Annotated in this window: 15 protein-coding genes; 3 read left to right on the top strand and 12 right to left on the bottom strand. The window is 51.0% G+C overall.

Going from position 1 to position 20970, the window contains the following annotated elements; translation table 11 throughout:
* Window positions 1-6: 6 nt before the first annotated feature.
* The 8 genes from LCM20_RS09030 to LCM20_RS08995 form a co-directional block, all read right to left on the bottom strand.
* Window positions 7-1014, bottom strand: coding sequence for an ATP-grasp domain-containing protein (locus LCM20_RS09030; protein WP_225195124.1), 1008 nt, complete (start codon window positions 1012-1014; stop codon window positions 7-9).
* Window positions 1015-1099: 85 nt separating this feature from the next.
* Window positions 1100-2017 (bottom strand): ArsR/SmtB family transcription factor, encoded by a 918-nt coding sequence (locus tag LCM20_RS09025; RefSeq protein ID WP_225195123.1) that lies wholly within the window; start codon window positions 2015-2017, stop codon window positions 1100-1102.
* A 113-nt stretch (window positions 2018-2130) separates the two neighbouring features.
* On the bottom strand, window positions 2131-3519 hold the full coding sequence (locus LCM20_RS09020) for an MFS transporter (protein WP_225195122.1): 1389 nt from the start codon (window positions 3517-3519) through the stop codon (window positions 2131-2133).
* 19 nt (window positions 3520-3538) lie between these two features.
* Window positions 3539-5335, bottom strand: a complete 1797-nt coding sequence (locus LCM20_RS09015; protein ID WP_225195121.1) for a glycoside hydrolase family 2 protein — start codon at window positions 5333-5335, stop codon at window positions 3539-3541.
* Window positions 5336-5638: 303 nt separating this feature from the next.
* The gene (locus LCM20_RS09010; protein WP_225195120.1) at window positions 5639-6631 is read right to left on the bottom strand and encodes a LacI family DNA-binding transcriptional regulator; all 993 of its coding nucleotides are present in this window, start codon (window positions 6629-6631) and stop codon (window positions 5639-5641) included.
* Window positions 6632-6889: 258 nt separating this feature from the next.
* Window positions 6890-8368 (bottom strand): UDP-glucose--hexose-1-phosphate uridylyltransferase, encoded by a 1479-nt coding sequence (gene galT / locus LCM20_RS09005; RefSeq protein WP_225195119.1) that lies wholly within the window; start codon window positions 8366-8368, stop codon window positions 6890-6892.
* Window positions 8365-9369, bottom strand: coding sequence for a UDP-glucose 4-epimerase GalE (gene galE, locus LCM20_RS09000; protein WP_225195118.1), 1005 nt, complete (start codon window positions 9367-9369; stop codon window positions 8365-8367). The genes galT and galE overlap by 4 nt, the downstream gene beginning before the upstream one ends.
* Window positions 9366-10535 carry a galactokinase gene (locus LCM20_RS08995; protein ID WP_225195117.1) on the bottom strand — a complete coding sequence of 390 codons (1170 nt, stop codon included), beginning with the start codon at window positions 10533-10535 and terminating at the stop codon, window positions 9366-9368. The genes galE and LCM20_RS08995 overlap by 4 nt, the downstream gene beginning before the upstream one ends.
* Window positions 10536-10769: 234 nt before the next feature.
* On the opposite strand from LCM20_RS08995, the gene LCM20_RS08990 reads away from it, so the two are divergent.
* Window positions 10770-11771: an aldose epimerase family protein gene (locus LCM20_RS08990; RefSeq protein ID WP_225195116.1), complete on the top strand. Its 1002-nt coding sequence runs from the start codon at window positions 10770-10772 to the stop codon at window positions 11769-11771.
* Between the two features lie 403 nt (window positions 11772-12174).
* On the opposite strand, the gene LCM20_RS08985 is transcribed toward LCM20_RS08990, so the two are convergent.
* The 3 genes from LCM20_RS08985 to LCM20_RS08975 form a co-directional block, all read right to left on the bottom strand.
* Window positions 12175-12366, bottom strand: a complete 192-nt coding sequence (locus LCM20_RS08985; RefSeq protein WP_225195115.1) for a DUF6366 family protein — start codon at window positions 12364-12366, stop codon at window positions 12175-12177.
* Between the two features lie 23 nt (window positions 12367-12389).
* Complete coding sequence (locus tag LCM20_RS08980) at window positions 12390-14606, bottom strand: YcdB/YcdC domain-containing protein (RefSeq protein WP_225195114.1); 2217 nt, start codon at window positions 14604-14606, stop codon at window positions 12390-12392.
* A 115-nt stretch (window positions 14607-14721) separates the two neighbouring features.
* Window positions 14722-16950, bottom strand: coding sequence for a YcdB/YcdC domain-containing protein (locus LCM20_RS08975; protein WP_225195113.1), 2229 nt, complete (start codon window positions 16948-16950; stop codon window positions 14722-14724).
* 283 nt (window positions 16951-17233) lie between these two features.
* Here LCM20_RS08975 and katG point away from each other — a divergent pair, with 283 nt between their 5' ends.
* Both katG and LCM20_RS08965 read left to right on the top strand, forming a co-directional pair.
* Entirely contained in the window at window positions 17234-19435 is a 2202-nt protein-coding gene (gene katG / locus LCM20_RS08970) for a catalase/peroxidase HPI (RefSeq protein ID WP_412097994.1), read from the top strand.
* 159 nt (window positions 19436-19594) lie between these two features.
* Window positions 19595-20419 carry a GGDEF domain-containing protein gene (locus LCM20_RS08965; protein WP_225195111.1) on the top strand — a complete coding sequence of 275 codons (825 nt, stop codon included), beginning with the start codon at window positions 19595-19597 and terminating at the stop codon, window positions 20417-20419.
* A 42-nt stretch (window positions 20420-20461) separates the two neighbouring features.
* On the opposite strand, the gene LCM20_RS08960 is transcribed toward LCM20_RS08965, so the two are convergent.
* The gene (locus tag LCM20_RS08960; protein ID WP_225195110.1) at window positions 20462-20893 is read right to left on the bottom strand and encodes a hypothetical protein; all 432 of its coding nucleotides are present in this window, start codon (window positions 20891-20893) and stop codon (window positions 20462-20464) included.
* Between the last annotated feature and the right edge of the window lie 77 nt (window positions 20894-20970).

Here is a 20970-nt window from a genome sequence, read left to right as displayed (position 1 = left end):
CAAAATTTATTCTTCGTGTATGAACATGCTCTGCCTGTAGCGGAGCATGCGCGTGTTCCATTTCGGCGAAACCTCAACCGGTTCGCCTAACACTTCATATTGTAAAAAGAGTTCTGGGAAATTCACATTCGCCCCGAGCGACATCACTTGGCTGCCGCAGAACCTCGGGTTGAGATCGGTCAATTTTTTCCCCATGAATTGAAGGTTGAGAAACCCGCTGACGACGAGCGATTCAGAAATCTCGGTCGCTGCTTCGATCAATTCTTCGTGTTTCTCTACAATGCCATCGAGGACGATGCCGTTCGAGACGCCGGTTCTCCTCCTTGGGACGGCAGTTATCACCTGGCCTTCGTGGATGTAGACGTCGACGCTGTATTCTGGTTCATCTATGTATTCCATTGCAATCCGGCGGCTCGATTCGTCGATATCGATGTAATCTTCAAGGTTGATCGCTTTTTGCATGCCTCTTTGATAAGCCTTGAGATAATCGCCGCGATCCATCAAAACCGAGTAGCCGAGGGACCCGTGTCCGTTCACTTTTTTAGCGACCATGTATGGATGATTCGGGAAATGATGTTCTTTGATGTGTAGAAGTTCTTCTTTGGTGTTGAATCCATAATAGTGTGGGATATAGTCGTGAAGATGGTGCGTTTCCATGAGCTGATAGACGCTCTCTTTGTTCAGAAGTTCAGCGCCGTGATGGCCGGTTGGCAGAGCGACTGGGATGGTGAGTTGGTGTCTGAATTGCTGATAGATTTCCGCTTCCTCGTGCAGACAGGGGAAAATGGCGTCGATCTCGTCTCTCTCTATGATGTCGAGAATGGCCGATTGATAGTTTTCCCTCTCCGATAGTGGTGGAATGAGCCGGACTTCATCACAGAACTGATTTCCAGTCGTCAGCTCCCGGCGGTCCGCTCCGATCAGCCGTACATCATGCCGCTTTTTCAAGCCCTGCAGGATGCCCTGAGCGATCGGCCCACCGATTCCTGTTACAAGCACATTCAATTTTTCCATATGTATGCTCCCCGTATGTTTGTTAAAAACGTTTACAACCAGTATATCGTTCATCCAAGCCTGAAGCAAAGGGGAATCGCCCCCTCTACTTCTCATACTTCACGTGCATCAGAATCCCCTGCTCGTAATTCCCGAACTTCGGACCGAACAAGTTCAAGCCTCCCGAATTGACCGCGTCTTCCTTGATGCCAAGCTTGAATGAAATGTACGGTTTCCCGTCAATCATCAGGTCACCAAGGCTCAGGCCGTTGTCAATTTTGTTTCCATCGATAAAACAGCCCTGATCCGTCACCTTCCACTGCTTCAAAAGACCGTACTGCGTGTAGTTCGTCCTCCACCAATCCGGTGTCAACAACCCGCGCTCACCACCGAAGTCGCTCGGCGATGTCCACGTCCCGACATCAAAGCCGTTGATCCACGCGGTAATGTCAGACGGCCACTCCATCTTATGATTCGGCGCCTCCGAACAAAGCTCGGCACTGAATTCAATCTCCTTCGCCTGATAGCCGTAGGGAATCCGGTTCGGGAAACGATACTCGACATACCCGTCCCGGAAAAACAATAGCTGCGCCCGCTTCCGCTCCGGCTCATAGAATGAACGGGGATCGTCCTGCATACCGATGTAGCCGTCTTCAGCGACCAGCCCGCAGTTCGGCACGACATGACAATCGAGATAATCCCCGATCGGCATCTCGAACTTCAGCTCATAATCATTCGAGGTCCCGTCATCAGAAAAGAGATCCATCACGACCCGGTCATAATTGATCGCACTCACCTTCTGCGTCCCCCGCCCCGGAACAAGCTCGGTCACAATCAGCCCGACCTCCTCGAGCTTATTGACGTGAGAGGCCGTCGTCGAAAACGGAAGACCGAGCTTCCCCTTCAACTCGTTCACATTGTGAGGCTTCTCACTCAAGATTTTCAGAATATCGATCCGCGTCTGATTCGCCAACGCCTTGCTGATCGACAGCATATTATCAAACGATAACTGTAAACTTTTCATTCCAACACCGCCGTTTTTTCTAGTCTTTTTCCATTATATCAGAAAAGCCAGCCTCCCCTCACAACCCTTCCCCCGACAAAAAAGCCTCTCCCGGCAAAAGGAGAGGCTACTATTTAATAGGAAGGATTCTCTTCCAACTTACGCTGTTCAAGCTTCTCGACGACATCCTGATACTCATCCTCCGTATAATTGTAGAAATACATCACAATCAGACGGATCAGGGAGCCGAGTGCCGGAAGCAGGGCGACAACGAAGAACAGAGCGTCGGTCGTCGCAACGGACTGAGCCTGGTTCGGAGCGTAGTTGATCCACGTCAGGATCACACCCGTCAGACCACCCGCCACTGCAACAGACAGCTTGCCGGTGAACGTCTGACCCGAGAAGGTCACGGCTTCGTTCCGTTTTCCTGTCTTCAGCTCGGTATATTCAATCGTCTCAGCAAGCATCGCAGAAATCAGTGGACCGGTTGCCGTGTACAACAGCATCGTAATCGCGATGAAGACGAAGGAGACGATGACGCTTGAGTACCCAACCGAGAACCAGACGATCCGTACGACGATATCCGCCGCCACAATCGTCATCAGCAGATGTTTTTTCTTAAAGCGTTTGGCAAGGCTCGGAATGACGAAGAATCCGATACAGCTCGCCAGACTGATGATTCCGAAGATCGACATCAAGGAAGCGTTTCCAAGATTGTACGTAAAAAAGAATACGTTGAGCGCCTGCGTTATGTTCATGAAGACATTACAGAAGAAGACGACAAGGATCGCAAACATCGGCTTGTTGGCACGAACCGCGCGAGCGGCATCCTTCAATGTCACTTTCGTCTTCGGCGGAGCGACACGTTCTTTCGTGTTCTTGAACCCATTCAACATGATCGGAAGCGCCACGACCATCAAGACAGCCGTCGCAAGAAAGTATCCCTGACCGAGATCCCCCTGCCCAAGCCACTCAGCAAGCGGGACGAACACGACCGGCGACAATCCGATTCCGGCAAAAACGCCCATGTTCGCAAACGTAATCAGCTTCGTCCGCTGCTGCGCGTCCTGACTCATCACCGTCGACAACGACCAGTACGGCACATCCGAAACCGTGTAAATCATTCCCCAAAGAATGTACGTACCACCCGCAAACAAGATCTTAGCCGTCATGCTCAGTCCATCAAGCGGTATAAAACAAACAACAGTAATAATAGCAATTAAAAACGGCATGTACTTCAAATAAGGCCGGAACTTCCCGTGCTTAGAGTGAAGCGTATCCATCACAGACGCCATCATCGGATCATTGATCGCATCCCACGTCCGCGCGATCAGAAAGATCATACTCGCCGCCGCTGCCGAAATCCCGAGAATATCCGTGTAGAAAAACAAAATGTACGAGCCGACGAGTCCGAAGCTGATACACTGCCCGAACCCGTAGCCGAAATACGACGCAAACTCCTTGTTGCTGATATCCTCCCGCTTATCCACTTCCTGTGTCACCATCTTTTTTGCTGTTGCCATCCTCTTCTCCTCCTTTGATTCATTCGAAAATAAACCCGTCAGACTGCTTGGCCATAATGGCTTTTATTTTTTCAGGAGCGAACTTGTACTCGTGATTGTGGTCGAGCAGCCCATTCACTTCCTGTTCGACATCAGTGAGCTGCGTATAGCAGAAGCCCTGCACGTAAGGCGTCTCCTCAATGACACTCGTCAACGCCTTCAAACGGTTCAACACTTCCTCCTCCGACTCAGGCCGCTTCCCATAGCCCCAGTCCGAGCCCCCGCTCGATCCGTAGGCGATGCCGCCATACTCACTCACCATCACCGGTTCACCGCGGTAACGATAGCCTTTCGCGTAATTCTGCTTCCGGCTGGTCTTCGAAGGACTGCCATCGACGAACGACGCTTTGTCCCGATAACTCTCCCGCATCGAATCCGCATCCGCATTGTAGTCGTGAATCGTCAGAATATCCGTCATCGTATGCTCCCAGCCGTCATTCCCAACGACCAGCCTCGTCGGATCCAGCGCCTTCGCCTGATAGTATAAAGCGTTTACAAAGTCCTGCTGATCCTTCCGATGATACACCTCATTCACACCCCACGACTCATTCATCAACGTGTAGACGATGACAGAAGGATGATTGACATGCTTCTCGATCATCTCCCTCGACTCATCCATCATCCGCTTCATCGAACGCTTCGAGAACTTGAAGAAACTCGGCATCTCCGCCCACATCACAAGCCCAAGCTTGTCACACAAATACATATAACGGCGGTCCGCAATCGTCTGGTGGCGACGCACCCCATTGAAGCCCATCTCCTTCACCTTTTCAAGATCCGCCTTCATCTCATCGAACGACGCCGTCATCAACGCATCCCCGTAATAGCCCTGATCAAGAATCAACTTCTGATAGAACGTTTCCCGGTTGAGCAGCATCCGTCCATCTTCCACCTCGATTTTCCTCATCCCGAAGTAACTCTCCACCCGGTCGTGCACCGTATCCTGATCCTTCACCGTGAAGCGCACATCATACAAATTCGGCTCATCCGGCGACCAGTAGAACACCCGGAAATCCGCCTGATCCGACTCGACATCCAGCATCATCTCCGCCGTCCTCTGATGCGCCTTCAACCACACACCACCCGTCGTGATCCATTCCCCTTGGAAAAATACTTCCGCCTCTACGTACACGGGGTGATCGTGTCTTTTGACTTGCGCTTCGATCTGAATCGCCGAATCCTCGACCTGCGGCGTCATCCTCACATCCTCCAGATAAACCGTCCATACTTCCTCCATCCAAACCGACTGCCAAATCCCCGTCGTCCTCGTGTACCAGCACAAGAAATTCTCAGCCTTCCATGACTGCTTCCCAATCGGCTGCTCCACATCATTCTCATCCTCGACCCGAACCGTAATCCTGTTCTCCCCGTCTGTTAAAAAGGAATGAATCTCCATCTGGAACGGCGTATGCCCACCTTCATGTGAACCCGCGAACTGCCCGTTCACCCAAACCTTCGCCAAATAGTCGACCGCTTCAAAGTGAAGGTGCACATCCTTCTCCGTAAGCTCCCATTCAAACGTGCGCTCATACCAGACAATAGAATGCAGCTCTTTATTTTCCACCGTCGATTGCGCGCTCTGGTACACATACGGCACCTTGATCTCATCCTTCAAGAAACCACCGTGCTGCCACCCTTCCGACTCGCCGCGATTTTCCGGATCAAATCCAAACGCCCACGCCCCGTTCAAATCGATCCACTCGCTGCGTTTGAACTGCGGCCTCGGATAATCCACCGACGTACTCCCTTTTCTCTCAAGCAACCGTTCTGTCGCCATCATGCGCTCCACCTCATTTATGTCGAATTCCTGAATCCCTTTTCAGAAAGGGCTTTCATTTAAGTTAACTCTATTATTACATGAATAAACGTTTTATTACAAGTAAAATTGTTATAAAAGTTAAAAAATAAAGGGAGGATGCTTTTAACGTCCTCCCAATACCATCATACCCATCTCTCACTACACTTTCTCACTCTCTCTAAAACCGACTTGAGACCGATAACCTCAACCCTTTCATTACAAATAAACAAATAACAAAAAAGACCCCTAAGCAGCCTTCCAGCCTCTCAGGAGTCCTTTTATTCAATAACTACTGCCTCTCACAACAAGATCCGTATCCAAATACACCGTCTTCGCAACCTGACGACCTTCCATCCGCTGCTTCAATAGATCGACCGCTTCCCGGCCCATCATTTCCGTGTACACCTTCACCGTACTCAGCGCAGGGAACACATACTTCGAAACGCTGATATCGTTCACGCCGATGACCTGCACGCGACCCGGCACCGAAACACCCGCTTCATTCAGCGCGCGCAGGCAGCCGACGGCGAGCGAATCATTTCCGACGAAGAAGGCTTGCGGGAGCCTTTCCCCATGCTCATCAATCGCCTTCTTCATCAGCTCATAGCCATCCTCGACAGAAAACGGTCCACGGTACATCCACTTCTCTTCAAGCGCACCCTTTTCACGCATGTAAGACAGGAACGTTTCTTCACGCGGATCCCGAATCGGCGAGGCGTCATCCTTGTGACGTTCCTGGCCACCAATGTAGCCGATCTGCGTCAGCCCCTGCCCCATGAAATGGTCCAGTACGCTCCGCGTCACGCGGCTGAAGTCCACGACCACCCGGTCCACTTTGCGCTTCGTCGGCTCATAATCATCGACGTAGACGACGTGAGGCGCGAGCTGCTCGAACTCGTCACGCTGCTTCTCACTGAACTTGCCGATCGCAATCAGCCCGTCCACCTTCTCTTTTTTCAACGGTTGGAAATTGTCCTGGAAATACCGCACGACCTGCACCCCGTCATCCTGGCAGCGCTCTTCCGCCCCCATCCGGATTGACATATAGTACAAGTCCTCGAGCTCCTCCTTCTCCGTGTACCAGTGGACGATGGCGAACGTCTTCACCTTCGTCCGCTTCGCCGCCCGTTTCTTATAAGAAAGCGATTCGGCCGCTTCGAATATCTTCAGCTTCGTGTCATCACTCACAGACAATGTCTCGTCATAGTTCAGGACGCGCGAGACGGTCGCAATCGATACGTCCACTTTGTTCGCAATATCTTTGATCGTTGCCATGCCCAAACGAACTCCTTTCTCTTCTTCCATTAGACCAAAGGCGCAGGCGCCCTGGGAGACCCGAAACGCATAAGCAAAACGGCCGGAGGGAGACGATTTTCCCTCCCGCAGGACGGGTTGCTTATGACACGAGGGGCTGGGCGCTGGAGCCGGACGTGGCTTACCATGTCATATAGCTGCAACCTCAGAAAATCTTATATCCTCTTCTTCCATTATAAAAGAACTCAGCAACGGTCCGCCATTGCTGAGCCCCTTTTTTTACAACGTATCGATGAATCGCTTGAACGCGGCCTGACCGTCTTCGTCCTGCTTGAACACACCGGCGTGCGTGAGCACCTGCTTGAACTTCTCGCCGACCGCTTCCTCGACGAACGCCGTCACATCTCCTCCGGCATACGCCGCTTTCAAATCATCCGCCCACTCTTGATGGTTCTCCGTGACCTCCGCCTCTTCGCCCGCAACGAATTTCTCCACTTCCTTCAATTCGCTTTTCAAACGAGCCGGCAGCACCGCAAGCCCCATCACTTCGATGAGCCCGATGTTCTCCTTCTTAATGTGGTGCACCTCTTCATGAGGGTGGAAGATCCCCATCGGGTGCTCCTCACTCGTCCGGTTATTCCGCAGCACGAGGTCGACTTCAAAGGCCTCCCCGCGACGGCGCGCAATCGGCGTCACCGTATTGTGCGGCTCATCACCAGAGTACGCATGCACAGACGCCTCCGGATCACTGTACTCACGCCAAACCGAAAGCACCTGATCCGACAACGCCGCAAGCTCCTCGCGATTCTGCCCGCGAAGCCTGACCACAGACATCGGCCACTTCAGCACAGAAGCCTCCACATCAGGATGCCCATCAAGCGGGAAGGTGAACGCATCCTCCGCCTTCGCCATCGCAAACTCATAGCGCCCCGCCTGATAATGGTCATGCGACAGAATCGAACCCCCGACAATCGGTAGATCCGCATTCGAGCCGATGAAATAGTGCGGGAACTGATCTGTGAACTCGAGCAGCTGATCGAACGTCTTCCGGTCGATCGTCATCGGCACATGCTTTTCAGACAGAACAATGCTGTGCTCGTTGTAATACACATACGGCGAATACTGCAGCATCCAGTTCTCACCGCCAAGATCGAGCCGCACTAACCTGTGGTTCGAGCGCGCCGGGTGACCGATCCGACCCGGGTAGCCCTCATTCTCGACACAAAGCAGACACTTCGGATAATCCGCGTCCGTTTTTTTCATCTCACGTTCCTTCGCAATCTGCTTCGGATCCTTCTCCGGCTTCGACAAGTTGATTGTAATGTCCAAATCCCCATACTCTGTATCCGCCTTGAACGATACATTCTGAGCAATCCGCTTCGTCTGGATGTAGTTACTCTTCTGACTCATCTCGTAAAAATAATCCGTCGCCGCCACCGGGTCCTGCTCATACTTCTGTTTGAACGTCCGGTTCACGTCGCTCGGACGCGGCAGAAAATGATTCATCAAATCCGCCTGGAACTGCTCCTTCTCATCCAATACATCATCAATCAAACGCTGTCCTGCCGCATAATCAACGAGCACCTCCAATAAATCCGGAATCGACCGGTCCAATCCGTTGTCCCCGTCCGGCGTAAACGTATCAAGGTCAAGCTGCCCGAGCACCTGATTACGCGTATAAATGACGTCCGTTTCCTCAATCAATTCCGCCGCCAAAGCCTTGTCGACGAGCTGCTGTACCGTATCATAGATGTTCATCCCTCTGCCTCCTTGTCGTCATAGCCTTTCGGGTACTTCTGGTGCCAGCGCCACGCGTCCTCGATGATCGTATGCACGTCCGTACGCTTCGGATTCCAACCCAATACCTTCTGCGCTTTATCAGAAGACGCAATCAACTTACTCGGATCCCCCGCACGACGATCCCCCATCTCAGCAGGAATCTCATGCCCGGTCACCTCACGCGCCGTATCGATCATCTCTTTGACAGAAAAGCCGCGGCTGCTGCCTAAGTTGAACACATCACTCTCGCCACCATCCGCCAAATAATCGACCGCCAGAATATGCGCATCTATCAAATCCTCGACATGGATGTAATCACGGATACACGTCCCGTCCGGCGTATCATAATCATCCCCGAACACCGTAATATGATCGCGCTGCCCAAGCGCCACCTGAAGAATGATCGGAATCAAATGCGTCTCCGGACGATGGTCCTCGCCGATCTCCGTCGTCGAACGAGCCCCCGCCACATTGAAGTAACGAAGCGACACATACTTCATCCCGAACGCCTTGTCACACCACTTCATCATCTTCTCCATCGTAAGCTTCGTCTCACCATACGTATTCTCAGGTTTCGTCGGCATCTCCTCCGTAATCGGCACCACATCCGGCTCCCCGTACGTCGCCGCCGTCGAAGAAAATACGATATTCTTCACATCGAACTCCTTCATCACCTCAAGCAGCACCTGCGTCCCGTACACATTGTTATCAAAGTACTCCAGCGGCTTCTCCATCGACTCTCCCACCAACGAATTCGCAGCAAAGTGAATCACCGCCTCCACCTTTTCCTTTTGAAAAACAGAGCGTAGAAAGGCCCGGTCACGAATGTCCCCTTCATAGAATGGAACCTCCGGGGCTACTGCGCCGCGATGCCCCGTCGACAGACGATCCACAACGACGACGTCGCGCCCTCTGTCCACGAGCTGCCATACCGCATGGGACCCAATATAACCCGCTCCACCGACAACTAATACACTCACACGATCACCTCATCCGCACTTAGTTCTCTCGCTCCGTCTCCAATATCCGCTACATAAAACGTCGCTTCATACCCGATCTTCTCTTCGTACGTCTTTCCAACCTGGTCGATAAACGCTTCCACTTCATCCGTCTTCACAATCGCAATCGCACAGCCGCCGAACCCAGCCCCCGTCATGCGGGCACCGAGGACACCACGCTGCTCCCATGCCGCTTCCACTAACGTATCGAGCTCTTTTCCAGTCACTTCATAGTCATCTCGAAGCGAGACATGCGAAGCGTTCATCAGCTCACCGAAGCGTTCCAACTCACCATTTTTCAGCGCCTTCAATGCCTTCACTGTGCGCTCATTCTCATAAACGGCGTGCTTCGCTCTTTTTTGAACCGTTTCACTTTCAATCAGATGCTTGTTCGCTTCAAACGCTTCCTCTGTCAGCTCACCGAGCGTTTCGATGGAAAGCTCCTTCTGAAGCTGTTCCACGGCCAGGTCACACTCACCCCTGCGCTCATTGTATTTCGAATCTGCCAGCTCACGACGCTTATTCGTATTCATGATGATCACCTGCTCACGCTCGAGCTCAAGCGGCGCGTATTCATACTGCAGGGTGTTGCAGTCGAGCAGAATCCCCGCTCCTTTTTTCCCCATACCGATGGCGAACTGGTCCATAATGCCACTATTGACGCCCATGAACTCATTCTCCACCTTCTGACCGATCTTCACCATTTCGACGCGGTCCAGATTCCAGTCGAATAACGATTCAAGCATGACACCCGTCACGATCTCGATCGACGCAGATGAAGACAAGCCCGCACCGTTCGGAATGTTGCCGTAATACACGACGTCAAAGCCGCTGCCTGACGTGCGTGCCTCAGACTGAAGGTAACGGATCATCCCCTTCGGATAATTCGCCCAGTCATGCGCCTTGTCGAAATCAAGTTCATCCAGCGAAAAGGACACGACACCTTTATCTTCAAAGTTCATCGAATAAAGGTTCACTGTACGATCATCACGCTTCGCAGCCAGCGCATACGTCCCGTACGTAATCGTCGCTGGAAACACGTGGCCGCCATTGTAGTCCGTGTGCTCCCCGATCAAATTGATTCTTCCCGGTGCAAAAAACAACCGTGTCTCCTTGTCCCCAAACAACCGCTCAAATGTCTCTTTCATCTTTACCCCTCCTGGAATGATGGATCTATATAGTCTTATTTTAAGTTTTCAGAAATCGCTTTCAAATCTATAGTAAAACGTATAGGTAAAATAATCAATAGTTTTACTTAAATTTTTACTAAGTGTTTTATCTTTTATTACATTATTAGTTGTAATAAAAAGCGATTCTGTGCCATAATGATACAAACGTTTTCAAAACAAGAGAGGATGGAAAACAAAATGAAGGACACGGTTATGAAGGATTGGAAAGAAGTAACGCTCCATAACGCCAACGGCTTATCTTTCAGCGTGCTGAACTACGGAGGGATTTTGACCGCCCTGAACGTCCCTGACCGAAACGGAACGCTTGAGAATGTCGTACTGGCTCACAAGAACTATGAAGACTATATCGGCGATCCGAACTACCTCGGCGCACTGATCGGCCGCGTTGCAGGCAGAGTGGATGGGTCATCGTTCGATTTGAACGGCGAAACTTACCAGGTCCACGCCAATGAAGGGGAAAACTCTCTGCACGGAGGTAAAGACGGCCTCCATAACAAACTGTGGGAGATGGCCGAATATAAAGAAGAAGACCGCTCCGGCGTCGTGCTGACATGCGAAAGCGACCACTTAGAAGGCGGCTATCCAGGTCATGTCACCTTCCAAGTAACCTATGAACTGAATAACGACAACCAATTTAGAATCTACTATCACGCCAAAAGCAACGCCGATACGGTCCTGACACTGACCAATCACAGCTACTTCAACTTGAGCGGCGATACGAAACGCACCGTCGAAGATCACACCATCCGCATCGAAAGCGACCGCTATGTCGAGCTCGATGAACAGCTGATTCCAACTGGCAGCATCCACCCTGTAGAGGGGACGCCCTTCGATTTACAAAAAGATACGCAGCTCGGCCCACGCTTTTCATCCGATGATCCACAGATCAAGCTCGCTGGAGGCGGATTCGATCATACCCTGCTTTTCAAAGAAGGTACGGATGAAAAAATCGTTCTTCAGGAACCAGAAAGCGGGCGCACGATGACCGTCCAAACCGACCAACCCGGCGTCGTCTTTTACACCGGGAATAACTTAGGAGCAGGCGAGGCCCTCACTCACGGCACCGCTCGGAAGCACGACGGCCTATGCCTGGAAACCCAGTCCTCCCCCGCTTCCCTGCACCATAAAGGATTTCCGAGTATCAAGTTAAAAGCAGAAGAAGACTACAACCGCTTTACGACATTCTCCTTTTAATTTGAAAAAGCCGCAGGGAACCAAGTTCCTCGCGGCTTTTTTCGTTTTATGGGACTAGCAGACTTCCTCACACAGCACATCCAGTCCCAATTATCTCGAATCGGGACTGGCACTCCCCAGGCAGGCTCGTTCGTTGTCCCAATAAGTGGAAATCGGGACGCACACGCCTACACACTCTCTCTCCGCTGTCCCATAAAAACTTTATCGGGACAGTGACACCCCCACTCAAGCTGTTCACAGTCCCATTTAGACTTTATTGGGACTAGCTTCCCCCTACTCAAGCTGCCCACAGTCCCATAAAAAAATAATCAGGACGCGCACTCACGCGCCCCGACGTTCGCTGTCCCAATCAAGCTAAATAAAAAAACAGAACTCCCTCAAAGGAAGTTCTGTTCCGATTCCATCAGCGGAGGAATAACGCATAGACTATGAACCCGGCAATCAAGACGAGGATCAGGAGCACCGTCCCTTTCCAGTCCAGACCACCGACCAAGTCCGCTAGATTGCTGCTATGCCCACTGCTTGATGGATTCTTCAATTCTTTCTGTCTCAGTTTCTCTCTTTTTTCCTCAGGCGTTTCGTGATCCCGACTCATACGGACGCCTCCTGTAAAAAAGATTAGTAGCGGAGATCCTCTTCATACGCCTGCTTAGCAAGGCGGATGTTGGACACCGCAAGCTGTGCAAAGGTCACTTCACCATCAGGATTGAACTGGTTGTGGTTGCCCTGAAGCAATCCAAGGGCATCAGCGAGTGCGACGTACCCGACATTTTCAGCCTCTACTTCAGACGCATCTTTGAAATCCAGGTCGTAGATGTCACTGTATTCAGCGGCGCGGTCAAGGTTCAAGGCGCGCACATACCAAACCGCAAGCTCTTCACGCGTCAGCTTTTCATCGAGAGGGAACGAATCATTTTCTTCCGTCAGAACCCCCATTTCCGCTGCGCGTTCCACGATTTCGTAAAGGGGATGATCCGCACCGATATTATCAAACGTCTTCGGCATTTTGCGCTCTTCCGGATAATGGTCATTATAGAAATGAGTCAGCGATTTCATGATGACCTCGATCCCTTGTCCTTTTGTAATGGCAGAGTCTGCATCAAAGGTTTCCGGGTCTTCGACGTTCAGAATGTCCGCACCGATCAAGTAGTTCAACTCTTTTTCAGCCCACGGGTGACTGATGGTCGTCTGCTGCTCTTTTTCCTGAGGACGTTCGTTCTTCCATTCGCCGTCCTTCGCATCGAAGTAGCTCCCCACTTCTTCATGATAGAACGGGCGATACAGAAGGTCGTAATGATTGTCTTCTGTGCTGCGGTCCTGCACGTAGCTCAGTTCAACCATCAATTCATCAATGAAGGATTCTTTCGCCTCTTCTTTCGGCACAACATCCTCTAGTGACGGCCATTCTTCCAACTTGACCGTTCGGGCATCCAGATGAACAAGCGAACCGTCTTTTGCGACTCTCACACTCATGGAATCCCCGCTTACCAATACCCCGTTTTTCACTCGCGGGAAGGAGACATGGTAGGCTTCATCAAAGTCTTCCAAGAAAGGTCCTTCGACGGGCATCGCATACTGGTGCAGCATGGACGGAGCATACTCCTTCAAATAACCGACCGCTTTCTCAACGGCTTCTTCAGAAGTGATCTCTTCGTCTGTTTCTTCCCTGTCCATCGGAAGGTCATGCTTCACATCACGGTAAGAGCGCAGGTCACCCGTTTCGGCATCAAACTCAATGCTCGTACCGCGTCCACCGCGATCATACTGATACATATAACGGACGTCATAGATCTTCTCTCCATCACGCTCGTGCTCACGTACAGATTCAATGACCAGCTCGATGTCTTCAGAATCGACAGCAAGCAGCTCCTGTGCCTGTTCTTTCGCCGCTTCTTTTGAAAAGTCTTCCGCAGTAGGTTCCAATGGCTCATCGACAACCATCGTGATTTCTTTTTCTTCAGGCAGCTCTTCGACGAACTCATCGTTCTTCTTCCAATCTCCTGAAATCGCATCGACACCGCGGATATCCATAGTAGATTGGTAGACAAGCTTCGCGCTTCTTTCACCTGTTTCCTGGTCACGTTGAATGTCATAACGCAGACCAAGCTTCAAATTTTCTTTGATTTGATTTACTACCTCTTCTTCAGAAAGCACTTTACTCACGTCATCATATGTAGGCGTTCCTTGTTGAGCTGCGCGACGGGAGAACTGGACGACTTCACCGTTCCCAATCACTTCTATGTGAACGTACTGATCGGAGACAGGCACATCATCCTTCATTTTGTTAAAAGAAAAATTATACCGGACCGGCTCTGTCAGGGCCTGGTTGCGGTATGGATAATAGTTCTGCTCATCTTCCAGCTCATATCCACTTTCCCCAAGCTTCTCCTCAAGAAACTCGATAGCGGCCTCTTCTGCTTCTTTCTTCGAGATCGCTTCCGGGAATAATACGTGAGATTCCTTCGGTGGCTGATAATAGAAATGATCGATCTTCAACTCTTCCCCTACGAAGCTGATCGATCCATGAAGAAAGTCTCCATCGACTTGCTTGTTGAAGTCAAGACCATAACGGACGACATCCTCTTCAGGGTACAAATGCCTGCCCTCTAGGCGGAACTCCGCATCCTTGAACGTCTCATAACGCTCCGGGAACATCTCTTTGAAACGCTCGACCAAGTCTTCCTTCGTTACGTCCTTCTCAGCAGACAGAATCTCAATCTTCACATCCTCCTGCTTCTCTCCCTCAGACGTCTCGGCACTCACGCCCGGCACAAGCACGCCTAACGAGAGGAGCGTCGATAACGTCACCACTCCTGTTCTTTTCACATACTTCATATCTCTACCCCCTGTAAAAATTTCAATCAGTACCACCTTAACACTAATTATGGAAAAATTGAACAACTTATCCTTGTACAGAAAAAAACCGGAGGAAAAACCCCCGGCTTGTACCTTAATAACGATATCGGAATTCTTTGTCATAGGCTTCATGAGCAAGACGGATGTTCGACACCGCAAGCTCTGCGTATGTCACATCATCATCCGGGTTGAACTGTTCGTCCGTCGCCGGCAAAATCTCTAGCGCATCCGCCAGCGCAACATGACCGACATGCTCCTCATCGATGTCAGAAACATCTTTGAAATCAAGCTCATAGATGTCACTGAATGCTGCTGCTTTATCCAGGCCGAGCGCACGCACGTACCAGACGGCAAGCTGTTCTCTCGTCAATGCACCATCGACATCGAACGTCTCTTTTTCACCATCTATGACACCAAGTTGCACCGCACGTTCGACGACTTGATAGAGCGGGTGGTCCGGCGTAATGTTTTCAAACGCCTGTGGCATCTCGCGGTCCTCAGGAATGTGGCCCTGATAGAAACGGGTCAACGACTTCATGATGACCTCCAGAGCTTGTCCTTTGGTCACGGCTTGATCGGCATCGAATGCTTCCGCATCTTCCACCTTCAAGATGCCGTTCTGGATCAGGAAGTTCAGCTCCTGTTCAGCGGTCGGGTGGGACACGGTCACGTCCGCCCCTTCATTCCCGAAGCGCTGCTCCCATTTCCCTGTTTTCGCATTCATGAAGGCGGCCTTTTTCTCCGTGTACTCTGGGAAGTACAGCAGGTCATACTCGGCTCCTTCTGATTCCTGGTCCAACACGTAACGAAGGTCGACGTTCAAGTTCTCTTTATACGTTTCAAGCGCTTCTTCTTTCGAAATGACGTCTTCCTTAGATGGCCACTCGTCTACTTGGACTCCTCTGATGTTCAGCCCCTGCAGCCCACCATCTCCATAGACAGAAACCGAAATTTGATCGCCATCCACAAGCAGCCCATTCACGACACGCGGGAACGTGATATGGTACACGTTACGGTCCTTCTGATACGAAATTTCATCCATCGGAAGGGCATAATCATCAAGATAGGAAGGAGAATATTCTTTCAAGTACTCCACCGCTTTGTCCACGGCTTCTTCCTTGGAAAGTTCTTTCTCGGTCTCTTCTTTTTGTCCAGTCCGCTCCAGTACATCCCGTTTCATATCGTGATACTGCAAGACCGCTCCCGTGTCGGCATCGAACTCAAGCGTCGTGCCGGAGCCCCCGTTCTTGAACTCGTACATATAATGGATGCTGATGACATCTTTTCCGAATTCATTCTTACGTTGATCATAGGAATTAATCGCGAGTGAAATCTCATCGGAATCTACAGCTACAAGTTCCTTCGCCCGTTTTCTCGCTTCTTCTTCCGTGAAATCACTGGACACAGGCTCCAACGCCTCATCAGAGATGTATTCGATTTCATCCTTCACAGCATCTTCATCGCTGCCTTCCCATTCACCGGAAATCGCATCTAAACCACGGTAACCTTTCGTAGATTGATAGACGAGTTTCGTCGTCGTTTCGCCCGCCTCATAATCTGTAAAAACGTTGTAGCGAAGATCGAGTGCCAGGCTCTCTTTGATTTTTTCAGTAATCTCAGATTCAGACAGCGCCTTGCTTACATCCGGAAACGACGGCTTCTCCTCGACTTCTCTCGGCACTTGGAACTGGACGATCTCCCCGTTCCCAAGCACTTCAACTCGAATCCGCTTGTTCGTCACAGGTACATCATCTTTCGTTTTCACATAAGAAAAACTATAGCGGATCGGTTCCGTCAACGTATCGTTATTCATGGACGGATACAGCATTTCCTCTGGGTCCAGCTCATAACCCTCTACATCGAGCTTCTCCTCGATGAAGGACGTCGCAAGCTCCCGCGCTTCCTCTTTCGAGACTTCAGCCGGGAACAGCGCTGCCGCTTCGTTCAACGGTTCAGAATGGAAACGCTCGATTTCCAAGTCCTCCCCCACAAACGTCATTCCGCCATAAACACTTTGACCCTCAACAGTTGTATGAAAGTCAAGCGAATAGCGGGTTTGCTCCTGATCAGGATAGCGATGCCCTGGACTCAGATGGAAGTCCTTCTCCGTCACAAAATCAAATCGATCCGGGAAAAATTCTCTGAACCTTTCAATCAGTTCATCCTTGGAAACAATCTTCTCCGCGGACAGAATTTCCACCTTCGCCCCCTGGTCCTGCTGGTTCGGATCAGTCGTATCCGCGCTCACCGCAGGAGCCAGCACACCGAGAGATAACAGTGTCGACAACGTCAGTGCACTCGTCCTCTTCACATTTCTTACCATACTATGTACCTCCTTAAATTTACATTCGTTACCACTCTATCACTATTATTGGAAAAGTTAAACAGTTATGAATGTCTTATTCCTTATAGAAAAGAAGGATCTATTTTCCTGTTTCATACAGGCGTTTGAAGGGTATGTACATATGATTTCAGAAAAATTTTATCCCCTCCAGCATCTTCTCACTTCCATTTTCCGAGCTTATTTATTATAATTATAATCTAAGATACATTATAATTATTTCACAAATATCGAAGGGAGCATTTTATCTATGGACAAGAATGAAATGCAACATAGCCAAGCTGAAGGTTGCCCCGTCTCTCACGGTTCACATGGCAGTAACAAAGAAACGAGCGCCATCACTCCGATCAAAGTCGGAACGAAGAACAAAGACTGGTGGCCGAATCAGCTCAATTTAGATATCCTTCACCAACACGATAAAAAGACCAATCCGATGACAGAGGATTTCGATTACAGAGAAGAATTCCAGAAGCTGGACTTCGAAGCGGTCAAACAAGATTTGAAAGACTTGATGAAGGACAGCCAAGACTGGTGGCCGGCAGATTACGGGCACTATGGTCCCCTCTTCATCCGTATGTCCTGGCACGCGGCCGGTACATACCGTACCGCGGACGGCCGCGGAGGCGGTTCATCAGGTCAGCAGCGATTCGCTCCTCTGAACAGCTGGCCGGACAACGGGAACTTGGACAAAGCCCGCCGTCTCCTATGGCCGATCAAACAAAAATATGGCAACAAACTTTCCTGGGCCGACCTGCTTGTCCTTGCAGGGAACGTCGCGCTTGATGATATGGGTCTTGAGACCATCGGATTCGGAGGCGGACGTGAAGACGTCTGGCACCCGGAAGAGGATACGTATTGGGGGAATGAAACAGAATGGCTCGATAACGAGCGTTACTCCGGTGACCGTGAACTCGAACAGCCATTAGCTGCCGTGCAGATGGGTCTCATTTACGTGAACCCGGAAGGCCCGGACGGCAACCCTGATCCTCTTGCAAGTGGACGAGACATCCGCGAAACGTTCGCCCGCATGGGAATGAACGATGAAGAGACCGTAGCCCTGACGGCTGGTGGACACACATTCGGTAAAGCCCACGGCGCCGGTGACGCAGAAGCTCATGTCGGTGCAGCTCCTGAAGCCGCTGACATCGAGGACCAAGGCTTCGGCTGGAAGAGCACACACGGAAGCGGGAAAGGCCGCGACACGATCACAAGTGGTGTGGATGGTGCCTGGACGCCGACTCCGACGAAATGGGACATGACGTACTTCGATCTTTTATTCGGGTACGAATGGGAGCTGACGAAGAGCCCGGCCGGCGCCCACCAATGGAAGCCGGTTAATCCGACCGACGAGCACCTGGCACCCGATGCAGAAGATTCTTCTATTAAAGTGAACACGATGATGACGACTGCCGACATGGCGATGCGAGAAGATCCAGTCTATGAAGAGATTTCCCGCCGCTTCCACCAACGCCCGGACGAATTCGAAGATGCCTTCGCCCGCGCTTGGTTCAAGCTCCTTCACCGTGACATGGGACCGAAATCACGCTACCTCGGACCAGACGTTCCGGAAGAAGACTTCATCTGGCAGGATCCGATTCCAGAAGTCGACTATCACTTGACTGATTCTGAAATCGAAGACTTGAAAGCTCAAATCCTAGATTCAGAACTGACGATCAGTGAACTTGTCAAAACTGCCTGGGCTTCGGCGAGTACGTACCGCCAGTCCGACAAACGCGGCGGCGCAAACGGCGGACGTATCCGTCTATCGCCTCAGCGCAACTGGGAAGTGAACGAGCCGGAAGAACTCGAGAAGGTTCTATCGGTCTATGAAAAAATTCAGAGCGCACACGAGAAGAACGTCAGTCTCGCAGACTTGATCGTGCTCGGCGGTTCTGCAGCCGTTGAAAAGGCAGCAAAAGACGCTGGCGTCGACGTTACCGTTCCGTTCACACAAGGCCGCGGTGACGCACCGGAAGACCTGACCGACCAAGAGAGCTTCGAAGTGCTCGAACCGATGGCAGACGGCTTCCGTAACTACGAGAAGAAACGTTACACGTTAAGCCCGGAAGAGATCCTCGTCGATAAATCGCAGCTGCTGGGTCTTTCAGCACCTGAAATGACGGTTCTTCTAGGTGGTATGCGTGTCCTTGGCGCCAACTACAACAACTCGAAACACGGCGTCTTCACAGACCAAGTCGGCACGCTTTCGAACGACTTCTTCGTCAACCTGCTCGACATGAACGTGAAATGGGAACCCGTCGACTACAACGAGTACGAAGGCCGCGACCGTCAATCCGGCGAACTCCTTCGCACCGCATCACGCGTCGACCTTGTATTCGGTTCCAACTCCATTCTTCGCGCCTATGCCGAAGTGTACGCACAAGCAGACAACCAAGAGAAATTCGTGCGCGACTTCGTAGACACATGGGTGAAAGTCATGGACGCTGACCGCTTTGATGCAAAATAAAGGATTGACCCGGAAGCACCCCGAGCGGGTGCTTCTTTTTTTGCACACAAAATCCAGCTCCAAAGTTGACACAACATGCCCCCAGTCGTATATTTAGACTTAACAAACACTCGAAATATGTCGAAATAAAAACAAACCAGTAAACTGGGGTGTGATTCGATGCAACTGAACTATATAACGATTATGTTTTTTCTATATATCCTCCTTGGAGCAGGCATCGGCATCGTGTTCAGCATGGCCCTTCCCGCCTTCATTCCCGTTCCCGACAACCTGCTCACGCTCTTCACAGCAAGCTCCATTCTGGCAGGCGTCTGTCTCGGTCTTCTCAATTTCGCCTTATTTTTCTTCTTCACACGCACCATCCTGTCCTACTTCCACCGCATTTTCCGTTCGATCGAAGAAGGAGATTTCAGCGTGCGCTCGCATTTGAAGAGCAGCGGATACCTGTCCATTTTTTCAAGCAGCGTGAACCGGACCCTCTCGTCCCTCGAGGAAACCCAGACCGCCGTATCGACAGACGTGCTAACCGGTGTCTCCAATCGATCCGCATTCCAGAAGTTCATGCTCGACCTTAAGAAAAAAGAAGCCCATTACCACCTGTATTTCCTAGACCTCGACGGTTTTAAAAAAATCAACGACACGTACGGTCATGCAGCGGGCGACGAGGTCCTGCGCCACTTCGCACGGTCAGTGGGCGCCACCCTGACTCAAGACGACGGCTTCTTCCGGTACGGCGGAGACGAATTCATCGTCATCCAGCGCGATGAGCAAGGTCAGGACGATATCACAAGACTGTGCCGCGCCTTCAAGCAAGCCTTGGAAACCCCGTGCAACTTCGAAGGGCAGTCGATTCACATCGATATGAGCGTCGGCGTCACGTCATTCCGGTCAGACGCAAAGAACCTATCTACCATATTAGATTCAGCCGACTCCGCCATGTACCGCGCAAAGAAATATTCAGGATACTCCTACACCCGCGCCTGAACAAAAAAATGCCCCTTACAGCACCACTGTAAAGGGCATTTTCTAATACCATTTTTCCAAACGCTTATAATCCTCCGTCTTCGAAATCGCCACATCATGCTTCACAGCGAAATCGAGAAGCCGTTCATACAATGCCGTGTCTTCAGAAACAGCAAGCCGGATCGTAAAGCCTTTCTTTCGCTTGATGAACGCCGCTCTCCTCGACCAGCCGACACGCTTGAACCTCACGTCTTCCATCTCCTCCGGCCCGATCCGTCTCGTCAGCACATCACGCCCAAACCACTTCACCACATACAAGACATGATTGTCCTCAATAGAAAAGTAAAACCGAATCCACGCAAAAGGAAGAGCAAGCAATAGCACGATCGTGTACAAAACGAGGGAATCCCACAGGACCTCCATTAAAATATTGGCCACAACTGAAGCTATCGCTATAAGAGAATAAATCAGCACCCTCGGTCTCAACGCATACATAAAGCCCCTCCATTCCACAAAACTTTCTCTCTCCTGTACGGACAGCCCCGACCACAAGTTTCATAATGACTGGAATT

This window comes from Halobacillus litoralis, from assembly GCF_020171725.1.
Lineage (GTDB): Bacteria > Bacillota > Bacilli > Bacillales > Halobacillaceae > Halobacillus > Halobacillus litoralis_F.
Note: the sequence above shows the minus strand (reverse complement) of the source record. Positions and strands in the feature narration are given on the sequence as shown.